Genomic DNA, 14,511 nt, shown 5'->3' on the forward strand with positions numbered 1-14,511 from the left:
TCGGGGAAGCTGCCGCTTTTTTTATTGGCAGGGCGCTGAATTTACTTACGCTGTAATGATCGGCTCAAGGAATATATTCACACGATCCGGGAATTTGGATCACGCTATTTCGCAGTAGCCTGCTGCGCCAGCCATTCTTTTTTTAATATCGCATATTGATACGTATTCTCGTATTTCGGCGTACCGTCTTCATTTTTCACAAAAGAAATAAACTCAAGGAACAGACCTTCCCTGCGCATGCCGAGTTTCTCACATAGCTTCTGAGACCGGAAGTTATCGTCTTCCACGTAAGCGTAAATTCTCCGAATTCCCTGCTCCATAAAGAGGTATTCCATGAAGGCACGAGCACTCTCACTGGCGTATCCTTTTCCCTCAAACCTCCCGTTAAAATTCCAGCCGACACTATACGTATCTGGGTCTGATTTTGAGTCTGAATTCGATTTCGAGTCCGAATCTGAATCTGGATCATGGCCTTCTGTCATCCCAAACAATTCTCCAATGATTTCATTGCTGTCTTTTAGACAAACGGCGATATGGGAGTCGTCCTTGCTTCGTTTCTCTACCTCAGCGACTGCTTCCTCAAGTGTCGACATCTGATGATCCATAAAGCAGTTCACTCGTGGATTCGCGGTATACTCGAGCAATCCGGCCGCATCCGTTGCGGCAAAATTACGTAAAATCAATCGATCCGTTACAATGTTTTGCATATATGATTCCTCCAATGATGACGGAAATAGATCATGCATATCTAATCCATATTCCGTATTTCGTATTTTGTTGTGTGTGTGATGACATCGTACGTATTCAACTCTTCTGTCATCTTTATCCTTTTTTCGGTGCCAAGTCTCTCGTCTTAACTAAAGCAGGCGCAGTTTTTGTTTTTAACGTCGTATGGACTCCCTTTGTCTCGTTTATCTCCTTGATCTCACTATCTTCATTGTTCTCCATATTCTTAATTGTCGGATTCGTTTTATCCGCTTTGGAGAACAGATTCATTAATTTGTCCTTGTAGATGTATCCGAATATAAATCCAACGACAGCAATAACCGATATGATGATGGCAATGGTATATTGTTGCATATGAAGGTTGGAGCCTACCACGGCCGAAGCGATAATCCAGGGCAAACGTCCAATCAGCAGAATAGTGAAGAAGCGTAAAGAGCTGATGGATGTCAGCGCAGCGACAAAGACGAGCATGTCTTTGGGCAACCCGGGAACGAGGAAAAAGATAAACAAAAAGGCAGCAAATTTTCGCTCATCATGCATGAATGACATCCATTTCATATTTTGCTTCCGTAGCAGGCGCGATACAAAGTCACGACCGATAAAACGGGTGAAATAGAATGCGATCGCTGATCCTATGATCAGACCGACCGTAGTATAGAAGGAACCGAGTGCAGTGCCGTAGATATATCCACCGGCAATCTGTACGACTTCTCCGGGAATAGGCGCAACGACGATCTGTAGAATTTGAAATAAAATAAACATGATCGGGCCCCAGTGTCCCGTTGAATGAATATAAGCTCTGAAATTATCCATCGACGACATGATTTTAATGATAGCTGGTGCATAATAGATCAGCAGAGCTGTGGATACGACAGCGATCAGACCCAGCAGTACTTTCATCACGATACGTTTTGAAGTTTGCGGCATAGCTGAAGACTCCTTTTTTAATTACTTTGACTATTAACAGTATAAATCGAAATCATGAAGAGATACCTACTTAACTTCTTAAGAATTCTTAAGGCGATCCTGATCCGCTGGCTCTGTTAAAACACGCAGACTATACTGGAATGAACGGAGGGATTTCAAATGAACAACAACAAGCAGATTTTAATTGCAGATGATAATAGTGAGATTCGTGAGATCGTGAAGATTTTACTAGAAAGTGAAAGCTACGAAGTCATTGAAGCCGTCGACGGCCAAGATGCGGTAGATAAAGTAACGGAAGAGACAGATCTTATTATTCTGGATATGATGATGCCCAATAAGTCTGGACTGAAGGCATGTCTGGAGATTCGTGAAAAAACGAGTGCGCCGATCCTGTTCCTGACAGCAAAAACACAGGATTCGGATAAACAACTAGCCTTTTCGTCGGGGAGCGATGACTTTTTGTCCAAGCCATTCTCGTATACCGAACTGGTGGCAAGGGTCAAAGCGCTGCTTCGCCGATATTATGTATATCGGGGCAAGGAGAAGATCGAAGAGGCTGAGAACATTGCGGTGAAGGATCTGACCATTCACAAGGATGCCAAATCGGTGTATATCGGTGAGAAAGAAATCTCGCTGACGGAAATTGAGTATCAGATTCTGTTGCTCTTGGCGTCCAAACGAAGAAAGGTTTTCTCAGCCGAAAATATCTATGAGAGCGTGTGGCAGCAGCCTTATTTTTATACTTGTAATAACACGGTAATGGTTCACATTCGAAATTTGAGAAACAAGCTGGAAGACGACCCGCAGCATCCTAAATATGTGCAGACCGTTTGGGGGAAGGGGTACAAAATTGAATAAACTGCTCATCGGAAAAAAACTGAAGCTCAAGCTGGTACTTGCCATTATTCTCTCGCTGTTCGTTGCCGTAGGTACATTCATCGTCTTGCAGGTGGTTGGTGAGACGGCACTGGACAGTTATCTCAGCAAATCGACGTTTATCGAAAACAGGCAGCAGGATGCGCTGAAACGATTCCAGACCATGGTAAGCAGTGAGCACTTGTCCACGCAGGATCATCAGAGACTCTCGGAATGGATTCGTGGGGAGCGGTACTTGGAGCTATTCATATTTGAACAGGATAAATTGATTTATGCATCCAACACGGAAGCGGATCCTGCGATAAATAAAGAGCTAATAACTCAGTTCTTACCGTCCAGAACACCGATTACAACCGTCCAGTTTGCAGATCAGCCGGCTCAGATTTATTTGGTTGGTTTCTATGAATATCAGTACTATAACTTGCTTTTGATTTTGACGGTATTCGCAGCTTTGATTGTGTTTATTGTTGCATTCTTGCTCATGATTAATCGGAAAATATCCTATATTGGCAAGCTTGAGCGTGAGATCAAAATACTGGAAGGCGGCAATCTGGATTATAAGATTACGGTGTCTGGTAAAGACGAGCTGTCATCGCTGGCATGGAGTATCGACGAGATGCGAAAATCTTTTGTGGAACGGCTCGGTAGCGAGGAGAGGGTGAGAAGTGCGAATCGAGAGTTGATTACGGCGATTTCTCATGATTTGCGCACACCGCTCACGATTCTGCTTGGATACATGGACATCATTGAACTGGGTAAATACAAGACACAGGAGGATCTGCACCAGTATATTCACAATAGCCGAGAGAAGGCGTATCAGATCAAGATTCTATCAGATAAGCTGTTTGAGTACTTCACGGTCTCTTCTGCATCAGAGGAAGAGGATGTGGAATCCGAAATCTATGATGGGCGAGAGTTGCTTGATCAGCTTCTGGATGAGCAACTGGCCTTAATGGAAAATTTCGATGTTGAGTTGAAGCAGAAATACGGGGAACAGACCTTTTTGATCGAGTTGAATCTTGTAGCGATCCGTCGTGTATTTGATAATATTTTCTCGAATATAAAGAAATATGCGGAACGTTCTCATCCAGTGGATATCGATTTATCTATCGAGCAACACACTTTAATCATGACCGCTCGGAACCAGATTAAACCTGTGGACAAAACGAAGGACAGTAACGAGATCGGACTCGTCAGTTGCCAGAAAATCATCGAACAGCATAACGGAACATTGAAGATATCTGAGCAAGAGGAAACATTTATCCTACAGATCGAACTGCCCGTTATTCTCAGTAAATGAGATCGGAAGTCGTATGGTTTCAAGACACGCCCTAGTTAGAAATAATACATTTTTGCTTATTCGATGTAACTTCCAAGTGTCGGGAAGAGTTATATAAGAGAGTAGCAAAAGGGGAAAAAGTGTAAATGAAAATGAAGTGAAAGTAAGGGCCACAATGTGATTGAGGGGAGAGGCTTCATGAAGAACAATCATACTCCACTGAGTAAAACTCGGATTTTAGAAGAACTGGACTCGCTTGGTTATTCGAACCGAATGAAAGAGATTGCACGGCTGGGACGGCATCATCTGGCTGTGGGCGCGAAAGATTACGCTACGCTTCTGATTGAGCTACTGGACAGCGGGACAGCGTACGAGGCACATCTGGCGTTAACCGGAGCTGGCGCGGTAAAGGATGCACAAGCTGTTATACATGCGTTAAATCATCCCAAGGCTGGGGTCAGGGGCCGGGCTGCCCGGATGCTCGCAGAGGTGGTCACTGATCCGGGTTATGACATTGAAACCGAGATCGTTTCGATGTCGCACCATTGTCGTCAGCAACTGTTGCGGAGCATTGTGAAGTATACCAGACAGGACTGGGCAGAACGGCTGTTGCCGGTCGTATTGGAACGTTGGGGCGCAGATGACGCTATTTTCCTGCTATCCATGTGTGGTGAAGCAACGGTTCGCACACGATTGCCACAGCTTGGATATGCAATTGATAATTGGCGAACCATAACAACCCGGAACCCGGACCTGGTCGCTGCTTACTTAGAAAATGCCTTGAATCAAGTATCGGAGAGCGACAGGTCCAGTGTGTGGTATGAGATGGGCACGGCGGTAGAGAAGCTGAGTATATTGAGACCAGCAGCAGTCCTGGAATATGCATTGTCTTATGGTCCAAAAGAACAGATTCATCCCGTGATTAAAAATCAACTGGGTATCCTGATTCGGACCGGCCCTGAGCAAGTATTTGAACTGCTCGCGAGGCAGGAGACAAGGGCATATCTGCTGAATAACGGAGTTCCGGCGGGTGTGTTGAAAAAGAGAAGATACTTCACCACTGCACAATGGACTGCACTGGTGACCATGCTTGCCGAAGCACCTTTTCAAGTGGCAAAGGTGCTGGATACGCTCGCGCCTTCAAGCCGTGAAGCGTTATTTAATGCAGCGTACCCGGTGCAGGAGCGAACGAATCGAATGTTCCCTATGGCCCTGCTCGATGTACTGCCGCATCAGTTACGCGACAAAGAAGCGGTTCGCATGCTTACCCTGCGAGAAGTCCGGGAAGACCGGGGCAGAACGTTCGAAATGACAACACGTCGTCTGATTGCACAAGTTAGAGAGACGCTGGAGCAGGCTGTTCAGGTATCGAACGCGGATGAGCGTGCTATGGCTTATTCCCGGCTGATTCAAAGCACGGCTCTGTCCCGTAGTGGGATGGAGGACACGTTACGGTTCCTGACGAGAGTGAAAAACGATCAGGACCCGGTACGTTTTATGGTAATGACAGAACTATCGAGATGTCCGGTCACGTTGTTTAAGGAAGAGCATGTGCCACATCTGACGATCCTGGTGGACAGTGTCATTGAGGCCAGAGATACTTCGTATGGAACCAGAACGGGAGTCGAGCAATTGGCTTTTGACATGCTGCTGGAGCATGCAAGTGAACCTGGGCGTCGCTTGTTCCAATTTGCGCTTAGAGCGATCAAGCGTATGGCGATGCGTGATGGGCAGTTTATGTTATTTTCCAGAGAGTGGAACAGTCTGCCGCAGGCCGCACTCGAAACCTTATTTGATGAGATCTATGCTATAGGTGTAGAAGCGAACAAGCGGGAGAGTGACTACGTCGTTCTACAGATGGCTAGTGCATTTGGCAAAGCGATTGATCGACTGCCCAAACTGCACGACCTGCTCGAGGAATTGGTGAAGAGTAAAAAGTCAGCGGCTCCAGCCGTCAGGTACTGGCTTGCTCCCTACAAGACCAGGGATAAACGGGTTAGGGAACTGTTGGATCTTGATCCGACATTCATCTCATTTTATGAAGTGTTCGAGCATTTACACCGGAAACGTCAGGAGTGGCTAGATCCGTTTATCTCTGGCAAAGTCCTCAAAGGCAAGCATTTAACGGGGAAAACCATCTATCTGGTTCCAGCATATCATGGCTTTTATCGCTGGTTGCCTCGTCAGCAACAAGCGCTGGCTTCGCTACTTGACCGAGTGGCACAAGACAACAAGCGAAACTTCTATGAGCGTGCAAATGCGATGCGGAGTTTGGCGGGTATGCCGGATTATCGTTCGAATCCATTGCTAGAGAAGCTACTAACTGATCCGGAAGTACATGTCGTGGAGGCTGCCCTGCATGCTTTTTCGTTAACGGAGGAACCGGAAGACGCCCTACCTGTGTTGTTAAATAATCTGGATGGAGATCGTGCACGAGTAGCGATGTACTCCATTCCGAGGTGCGCACGCAGGGTGAACCCGGTGTTGCTCACGTCCATGCTTTCGAGCCTGTTGGACCGGGAAAAACTCAAGATTACGGTGCGGAAAGAAGCGGTTCGGTTGCTGGGAACTTATAAAAGTAGTGAAAGTGTGACCTTACTCATCCGTGAATTTGAGAAGCCGAAGCGGCACAAGGATGTCATTATTGCCATTGGTCATGCGGCCAGGCAATGTCTGGACGATGAGCGAAGCTGGACAATGATGAGTATCATGGCGTCCTCTTCGGATCGAGACATCGCGCGCAGTTTGCTGAATCAGCGTCCGGATGAACTTCCGGTGGAAGCGCGACTGCGATATTTACAGTGGATTACCGAAATTGCGGGGCATGATGACCCGATTGTATCGATGGAAGCCTTTCATGCGATGTCACGCTGGGGACATGTAAGTGCAGAGGTCATTTCACAATGTGCTGGCAAAGCACTAATCGATCTACAGGATGGTACGCGCTGGAAAGCCGCGATTCTTGCCTTGGTCACGGTTAGCAGGGACGGGAAAGTGAATGATGAGGTCGTACAAGTCATCCGGCAGTTGGCTGAAGTGGAGGCCCAGGACGACTGGAACGCAGGTAGAGAGCGGGATTTACCTCATCGTCAACGTTTGCTGGAGTTAATTGATCAGCTTGTCTCGGGTTCTATATCGGTGAAAAGGCGACTTGCTCCATTATATGCATCCATTATCAGGACTCTTCAGCATCATGAATCGCTGAAGCTCACGGCGATTCGTCTGCACCTGGCTGCAATGGATTGGAGCCAGCCGGATCAGGCGGTCGAAGGGTTACACCCTGTTATTGATATCGTTAATGCGCATCCGTATGTACTTGAATCGGTCGATCGGCAGATTAAGCGTACGGTGCTTGATGGGAAAGGATATTGGAAACCGGAGCAGCTACTCCACATCGTAGATGTGTTGAGAACGCGGACGGATATTGCTTCTTCATGGATTGGACTATCTTTGCTCAAGGTCGCTGGTGAGGACTTACTATGGAATCAGGATTGCCGCAATCGCTTAAGAGCTTACCGACAGCATGAACAAGAAGCGGTTCGTCTGCTGGCGTTGGACAGTTGGACAATACTTGAATAACATCATAGTTTTCACTACAATCGAGTAGAATAAGTGCGCTGCACCACTATATGCTAATGAACCGGGGGAGAATGAGGATGACCATGAACTCCATTGAAAATGAAAAAGATCTGTCACCGGAACAACGTGATGAATTGTTCAAGGCATTAAAGACCCGTTTTGAAAAGAATATGAGTCGTCATTCCGATCTGGAATGGGCTAACGTAGAGGCTAAACTGGAAGCAAACCCGGACAAACTATGGTCACTGCACGAGATGGAGAAGACGGGCGGCGAACCGGATGTTGTGGAGTTGGACAGTGAGGCAAGTGAATATATCTTTATAGACTGTTCACCAGAGAGTCCCAAGGGTCGCCGTAGTGTATGTTATGATCAGGCTGCACTGGATGCACGTAAAGAGAACAAACCTAAGCATAGCGCTGTTCAAATGTGCATCGAGATGGGCATTGAGCTTTTGGATGAGACCCAGTATCGTGAACTTCAGCAACTGGGGAACTTTGATCTGAAAACATCCAGCTGGGTGGTGACACCTGAACATATTAGACAGCGGGGTGGAGCCATTTTTTGCGACCGCCGTTACGATACCGTGTTTATGTACCATAACGGGGCAGAGTCCTATTACGCTGCAAGAGGTTTCCGTGGTTTGTTAAGGGTGTAAATGAAATATAGTTTGGATTAGGTTAGATGAAATAGGGCAGTCCCAACAGGGATAGAGAGGAACAATTCGGCAGGTTGCGAATTGTTCCTTTTTTGGTTTTAATTAAGCCAAGTTAAGTGAGTTAAGCTATATCTCCTTTGTCATTTGGCTCCTCAATATGCACCATAACCCGAACCAGATAATCTTCCGCATGTTGCAGCACAATCTCATCCTGCATGTAATCCTCGTAAGCATCACCCTTAATGACATACTGTTTCTTCTCTATATGATCAAAGATTTGCGGAAAAAACCTCTCGGTATCTCCATAGTCGGCTCTGGCATAAGAAACAAGATAATATCCCTCCGGCATATACGCCTGTTCATGATGCTCTGTGGTCATATAGCTATACATATGGGAGATCATATCTCCATCCTTGCGTAGCAGATCCGCTTTAGGAATGATGACGCCGCCGGGATAACCAAGCGGGGCATGTTCCTTGTTCAAACGTACTCGAAAATCCTCCCAAAGTTCCTCAGGGAACTCCTTTTTTGATGAGTAGATACGGCGGCTCAGCAGCAAGGGGGTTTCAGGTTGCCAGATGACATGCATTTGGCTGGTGTCGAGGTGCATGGATTGCTCTATATTTTCCGCACGTTGAATAATCATTTGTTTGGCCTGAGTCAGTTTTGCAATCTGCAACTGTAGATTCTCCTCCTGTTTGCGCAAAAGTTGAAGAGTCGTTTCTGGAGAACGCTCACCGAGATGTTGCTGAATTTCCTCCAGGGACATGCCGAGCTCTTTGAAAATATGAATAACGCCGATTGTTTCAAACTGGCTGTGGCTGTAATAGCGATAACCGTTATCCGCCACATAGGCAGGTTTGAACAGACCGATCCGGTCGTAGTAAATGAGGGTTTTACGCGAAACCTCGGATAGCTTGGAAAAAGCACTAATGGACAACATTTCATTGGAATGCATAAGTACCTCCAGGTCGAAAATAATAGATTGACTGTATAGTTACTATACAGTTTATAATACAGCTGTTCTGACCGCCGATCTACCTTTAGATCGTAGATCAGGGTGTTTATTTTAGATGAGGAGAATGCTTATGGTCAGGAAATTACTGCAAAGTGTACGCGAATATAAAAAGCATACGTGGCTGACGCCCTTGTTTTTACTTGGTGAAGTGGCCATGGAAGTCATTATTCCGCTGTTTATGGCTGAATTGATCGATCAGGGGATCACGGGGGGCCAGATGAATCAGGTGACCAAGTATGGCTTGATTCTGGTGTTGTTTGCCCTGGTGTCTCTGGTCTTTGGAGCGCTGGCGGGTAAGCATTCTGCGATTGCGATGTCGGGGTTCGGAAAAAACTTGCGTTACGACCTGTTCCGTCATGTGCAGCAGCTGTCGTACTCCAATATGGATAAATTCTCGACCTCAGGGATCGTCACCAGGCTGACTACGGATATTACGCATGTGCAAAATGCATTTCTGATGATTATCCGGATTGCCTTCCGCAGCCCGGTCATGATGATTTTTGCAACGATTATGACGTATCGTATCAGCCCGTCCATCGCTACATGGTTCGTGATTGTTATACCCGTGCTGGCAATTGGCATGATGATTATCATGAAGTATTCTTTTCCGATATTTGAGCGTGCCTTTGACAGTTACGATGATCTCAATAAAGTTGTGCAGGAAAACGTACGCGGTATCCGGGTTGTGAAATCCTATGTGCGAGAAGAGCGTGAGGTATCCAAGTTTCAGGTCGTATCCCAGCGAATATTTGCACAGATGGCTAAGGCAGAACGCATTCTGTCGTATGAACTTCCACTGATGCAAGTTGTGATGTATGCCGTGATGCTGATGATCTCATGGATTGGAGCCAAACTGGTTGTGGGCGGAAACATGACTACCGGGGAGCTTACGAGTGTATTCGCGTATTCCATGCAAATTCTAATGAGTTTGATGACGCTGGGTATTGTTGTCATTATGGTTGCCATTGCTCGGGCTTCGGCGGGAAGGATTAATGACCTGTTAAGTGAACAGCCGGACATTACCAGTCCGGAGTCACCCGTTACAGAGCTACACAACGGGGAGATCGAATTCCGCAATGTGTCCTTCCGTTACTCAGGCAAAGCCGAGAATTATGCCCTGTCTGGCATCAATCTGCAAATTTCTTCGGGACAGACGATTGGTATTATTGGAGCTGCGGGCAGTGCAAAATCTACCTTGGTACAGTTGATTCCACGTCTATATGATGCCAGTGAGGGTGAAGTGCTTGTCAGTGGTGTCAATGTGAAGAAGTACGATCTAAGTTTGCTTCGCAGCCAGGTCGCGATGGTATTGCAAAAAAACGTCCTGTTTGAAGGCACGATTAAGGAGAATCTGCGTTGGGGCAATGAACATGCTACCGATGAAGAGTTGATTGAAGCGTGCAAAGCAGCACAGGCACACGAGTTTATTTCCACGTTTCCGGATGGATATGACACTCATTTGGCACAAGGCGGTACGAACGTTTCGGGAGGTCAGAAGCAGAGACTATGTATTGCCAGAGCTTTGCTCAAAAAACCGAAGATTCTGATTCTGGATGATTCCACCAGCGCAGTAGATACACGGACCGACGCGTTAATCCGCAACATTTTCAAAGAAAGCATACCGGATACAACCAAAATTATCATTGCCCAGCGTATTGCATCTGTGGAAGATGCCGATCAGATTGTCGTGCTGGATGAAGGCAAGATGGTAGATATCGGAACCCATGAGGAACTGCTGGGTCGAAATACAATTTATCAAGAGGCTTATTATACACAGACGAAAGGCGGTGAAGCACTGGATGGATAACATTCAATATGGCCGGACGATAAAACGTCTGCTAACCTACTTTAAGTATTACAAATTCAGAACGACACTAGCGCTGATCCTGGTGCTGGTGAGTTCTGCCGTCTCTGTTGCTTCAGCGGCCTTTCTGCGATTGCTGATCGACGACTTTATTACGCCGCTACTTGGAAATCAAAATCCAGTATTTGATGCCTTGTTACAGGCTTTAATCATTCTGGCTGTGATCTATGCTGCTGGAGTCATCAGTACATTTGTCTCGAAACGGCTGATGATTACCGTCTCACAGCAGATTATGAAGAGGATTCGTGACCGCTTATTCGATCACATGCAGAAGTTGCCGATTAAATATTTTGACCGTAAAGCCCACGGGGATATTATGAGTCATTACACGAACGATGTGGATACGCTGAACATGATGCTGACGGATGGATTGCCCCAGCTGTTGTCCACTGCCGTGACAGTGGTGGTCGTTCTCGGTACGATGTTGTTTCTTGATGTGCCTTTAACGATCGTGGTTGTGCTAGGTGCACTCGCGATGCTTTGGGTTACCAAAACCGTCGGTACCAAGGCAACCGAGCATTTTTTTCAGCAACAGGAGTCTATCGGGGTTGTGGATGGATATATCGAGGAGATCATTCATGGGCAAAAGGTAGTGCAAGTGTTTGGTCGCGAGCAAAAAGCGATGGAACAATTCGCACATCTGAATGATAAATTGTTTGACGACTCGGCGACAGCTAACAAATATTCGAATATTCTCATGCCAATCAATGAGAATCTGTCGACATTAATCTACGTGCTTGTGGCTATTGCGGGCGGAGCTATGTCCATATCGGGCTGGAACGCCGGTCTGAGTCTGGGGATTATTGCAGCTTTTTTGAGTTTATCCCGTAATTTCACAATGCCGATTGCCGAAATCTCCTCGCAGGTCAGCATGTTTGTCGTAGCTGTTGCAGGGGCTCAGCGGATATTTAACATGATGGATGAACAGCTTGAAGCAGATGAAGGCCGCGTGACCTTAGAGAAAAACAAGGATCAGGCCGGATGGGTCTGGAAACTGGAGGACGGAACAAGCGTTGTTCTGAAAGGCAAAGTGGAGTTTAAGGATGTCAGTTTTACGTATGACGGAAAGAAACAAGTGCTCCAGAATATTACGTTATATGCCAAGCCTGGACAGAAGCTTGCGTTCGTGGGTGCAACGGGTGCAGGCAAGACTACTGTAGCCAACCTGCTCAATCGTTTCTACGATATAACTGAAGGTGAGATCATCTATGATGGCATCAACATTCAGCGTATTCGCAAAGCAGATTTGCGGCGTTCCTTGGGAATTGTACTGCAGGATACCCATCTGTTCTCGGGTACGGTCGCTGAGAATATTCGCTACGGAAGGCTGGAGGCCAGTGACGATGAGGTCATTCAGGCGGCAAAGCTGTCGTATGCGGCGAGTTTTATTGAACGTCTGCCTGACGGGTATGAGACCCGGCTGGATGGTAACGGCAATGGACTGTCACAGGGACAGAGTCAGTTGCTAGCGATTGCCAGAGCAGCGATTGCGAGTCCGCCGGTCATGATTCTGGATGAAGCCACTTCATCTATCGATACACGTACCGAAGCGCTGGTTCAGAAGGGGATGGATAATCTGATGCAGGGCAGAACGGTATTTGTCATTGCCCACCGTTTGTCTACCGTGCGGAATTCCGATGCCATTATGGTGCTGGAGCATGGTAAGATCAAGGAACGTGGCGACCATGAACAGCTGTTAGCAGCGAAAGGTACGTATTATCAATTGTATACTGGAGCTTTTGAGTGGGATTAATGGGACTGATCCAGAGAGTGCTCGTAAAACAGCTAAATGGTAAGATAGAAAAATAGCGAAATATAAGATAGACAACACCAAAAGAGCCGTGCATATTGCATGGCTCTTTTTTGTCGGACAGATACTTGCTGAAGGAAGAAGCAGATATGCGTTTAGGACGGATATTCTGAAGTTTGCTCAAGAACGATGTGGTGTACAGCAACTACATCAAACTACAGGTTCAGTCTGCTTTTTAAAATACTGTTCAATGATCAATTCAAGCACAGGTTCCGGTACGGCACGCTGTAGCTGGGCCAGATCACCTAATTCCATGCGATACGGCTGCTCGGTGCTGCTCGGAATCCAGTAGGGAAGTGGTTTACCGGTGGAGTCCAAGCCGTTGGGATCACCTGTCGCAATGAAGTTCGAGAGATAGTTACACATCTGGCGTGCCAGATCATAATGTTTACCCGTGAAAGGACGCCAGCATTTGGCGAGTGTTTCAAAAAAGAACCACAGATCGACCGAATGGAACGTGCCTGGTTGATCCCAGCCCGGAATGTCTGCGTCGAAATTATAATAATAGAGCGGTGTTTCCGACGGATGACCGCTATTAGAACGGATTACAAGCTGAATCGCATGTTCAATCATGCGCACAGAAGCCAGCTGTAAGGCATGATCCAGATCGCCAGTATCGGCTTCACATCGTTCTAAAAAGGCAGGAGCATCCTCGCCAAATAGCTCTGTAGCCATCTGTTTCAGTTCCTCCACACTGTTTACCGCAGGCCGGGTCCAGAACTCGGAGGACGTATGCCCAAGCATGACAGGAACAAGTTCACGCTTATGTTGCATGAAACGAGTGAACGGATCACCTATACAGAACTGATCATCAATGACCGTTCCCCAGAAGCTTCGATATTCCAGAATTTTATCCCGTAGTGTGACGGCATCCAGCTGTCTGGCTTCATCCAGAGAAGATACACCAAGGAAACGAAAAAATTCAACGCCTTTCTGCTCGGCATCTCGCAGCGTACTGCGAACAGCGGGTACAGGAACGTTTGGATATAACTCTGTTGCAATACCGCTCATGATGACAGCTCGCTGAAATAGGCCTTTATTTTGCGGAGAGGTCATCTGACTAAGAACACTGCCACCGCCAGCAGACTGTCCCCCAATTGTAATTTGATCCGGGTCACCGCCGAACGCGGCAATATTACGCTTCACCCAGGCTGTTCCTGCCTGCTGATCCAGATGTCCAAAATTCGCCGGTGCGTGAGGTGACTCCGCACTGATTTCTGGATGGCACAGAAAACCAAATGCATTCAAGCGGTAATTGATGGTCACGACCACAATGCCTCTGCGCGCAATACGTTCACCGTCAAATTCCATCTCGGCCGTGTGACCGACTTGGAGCCCCCCACCAAAGTACCAGACAAAGACCGGTAGTTTCTCATCGGTTCGTTTGGCAGGTGTCCACACATTTAGATACAGACAGTCCTCATTCATCGGCAGATCAGGATCAACCGCCCATTCTCGCGTATAGATGTTATTATCATCAATGACGGTTGGTGCCTGCATGGAGGTCGGTGCAAAATCAAAGGCTTGCAGTACACCATCCCAATCGGAAGCAGGCTGTGGCGCACGCCAGCGATTCCGGCCTACAGGGGGCGCGGCGAACGGAATACCTTTAAAGCTTGTAATACGTGGATCTGCGGCAGGCAGTCCCTGAACTTGACCATTTTCGACCGTAACAGTTCTAAGCACACAACATTCTCCTCTCTGAATTGAACATCGTTCATGTATGTCGATCCAAGATGTTTGGTTGCGCTTACAAATCTGCTGGGCAATATGCCC

10 protein-coding genes are annotated in these 14,511 nt (G+C 47.0%); 6 read left to right on the forward strand and 4 right to left on the reverse strand.

The window, feature by feature from the left end; genetic code table 11:
* Positions 1-104: 104 nt before the first annotated feature.
* On the reverse strand, positions 105-707 hold the full coding sequence (locus MHI38_RS20495; RefSeq protein ID WP_253497256.1) for a GNAT family N-acetyltransferase: 603 nt from the start codon (positions 705-707) through the stop codon (positions 105-107).
* Between the two features lie 115 nt (positions 708-822).
* Positions 823-1,653 carry a TVP38/TMEM64 family protein gene (locus tag MHI38_RS20500; RefSeq protein WP_341181599.1) on the reverse strand — a complete coding sequence of 277 codons (831 nt, stop codon included), beginning with the start codon at positions 1,651-1,653 and terminating at the stop codon, positions 823-825.
* A gap of 159 nt (positions 1,654-1,812) precedes the next feature.
* Between MHI38_RS20500 and MHI38_RS20505 the strand changes: the two genes are divergently transcribed.
* From MHI38_RS20505 to MHI38_RS20520, 4 genes are all read left to right on the forward strand, one after another.
* Positions 1,813-2,511, forward strand: coding sequence for a response regulator transcription factor (locus tag MHI38_RS20505; protein WP_154960339.1), 699 nt, complete (start codon positions 1,813-1,815; stop codon positions 2,509-2,511).
* Entirely contained in the window at positions 2,504-3,829 is a 1,326-nt protein-coding gene (locus MHI38_RS20510) for a sensor histidine kinase (RefSeq protein ID WP_341181600.1), read from the forward strand. The genes MHI38_RS20505 and MHI38_RS20510 overlap by 8 nt, the downstream gene beginning before the upstream one ends.
* A 177-nt stretch (positions 3,830-4,006) precedes the next feature.
* Complete coding sequence (locus MHI38_RS20515) at positions 4,007-7,387, forward strand: HEAT repeat domain-containing protein (protein ID WP_341181601.1); 3,381 nt, start codon at positions 4,007-4,009, stop codon at positions 7,385-7,387.
* Between the two features lie 77 nt (positions 7,388-7,464).
* Positions 7,465-8,043 (forward strand): DUF4256 domain-containing protein, encoded by a 579-nt coding sequence (locus MHI38_RS20520; RefSeq protein WP_154891659.1) that lies wholly within the window; start codon positions 7,465-7,467, stop codon positions 8,041-8,043.
* A 121-nt stretch (positions 8,044-8,164) separates the two neighbouring features.
* Here MHI38_RS20520 and MHI38_RS20525 read toward each other — a convergent pair whose 3' ends face one another.
* Positions 8,165-9,001, reverse strand: a complete 837-nt coding sequence (locus tag MHI38_RS20525) for a MerR family transcriptional regulator (protein WP_090923194.1) — start codon at positions 8,999-9,001, stop codon at positions 8,165-8,167.
* 130 nt (positions 9,002-9,131) lie between these two features.
* Between MHI38_RS20525 and MHI38_RS20530 the strand changes: the two genes are divergently transcribed.
* Together MHI38_RS20530 and MHI38_RS20535 are read left to right on the forward strand one after the other, a co-directional pair.
* Positions 9,132-10,868: an ABC transporter ATP-binding protein gene (locus MHI38_RS20530; RefSeq protein WP_341181602.1), complete on the forward strand. Its 1,737-nt coding sequence runs from the start codon at positions 9,132-9,134 to the stop codon at positions 10,866-10,868.
* A complete protein-coding gene (locus tag MHI38_RS20535) occupies positions 10,861-12,678 on the forward strand; it encodes an ABC transporter ATP-binding protein (RefSeq protein WP_090923190.1) in 1,818 nt (605 codons plus the stop codon). Before MHI38_RS20530 ends, MHI38_RS20535 begins: the two co-directional genes overlap by 8 nt.
* A 207-nt stretch (positions 12,679-12,885) precedes the next feature.
* Here MHI38_RS20535 and MHI38_RS20540 read toward each other — a convergent pair whose 3' ends face one another.
* Positions 12,886-14,421, reverse strand: a complete 1,536-nt coding sequence (locus MHI38_RS20540) for a carboxylesterase/lipase family protein (protein WP_341181603.1) — start codon at positions 14,419-14,421, stop codon at positions 12,886-12,888.
* Between the last annotated feature and the right edge of the window lie 90 nt (positions 14,422-14,511).

The organism is Paenibacillus sp. FSL K6-1558, from assembly GCF_038002565.1.
GTDB classification, from domain to species: Bacteria; Bacillota; Bacilli; order Paenibacillales; family Paenibacillaceae; genus Paenibacillus; species Paenibacillus polysaccharolyticus.

Coding starts and splice junctions, on each gene's coding strand:
- MHI38_RS20495 (WP_253497256.1), bottom strand. CDS start 707: ATGCAAAACATTGTAACGGATCGATTGATTTTACGTAATTTTGCCGCA.
- MHI38_RS20500 (WP_341181599.1), bottom strand. CDS start 1,653: ATGCCGCAAACTTCAAAACGTATCGTGATGAAAGTACTGCTGGGTCTG.
- MHI38_RS20505 (WP_154960339.1), top strand. CDS start 1,813: ATGAACAACAACAAGCAGATTTTAATTGCAGATGATAATAGTGAGATT.
- MHI38_RS20515 (WP_341181601.1), top strand. CDS start 4,007: ATGAAGAACAATCATACTCCACTGAGTAAAACTCGGATTTTAGAAGAA.
- MHI38_RS20520 (WP_154891659.1), top strand. CDS start 7,465: ATGACCATGAACTCCATTGAAAATGAAAAAGATCTGTCACCGGAACAA.
- MHI38_RS20525 (WP_090923194.1), bottom strand. CDS start 9,001: ATGCATTCCAATGAAATGTTGTCCATTAGTGCTTTTTCCAAGCTATCC.
- MHI38_RS20530 (WP_341181602.1), top strand. CDS start 9,132: ATGGTCAGGAAATTACTGCAAAGTGTACGCGAATATAAAAAGCATACG.
- MHI38_RS20535 (WP_090923190.1), top strand. CDS start 10,861: ATGGATAACATTCAATATGGCCGGACGATAAAACGTCTGCTAACCTAC.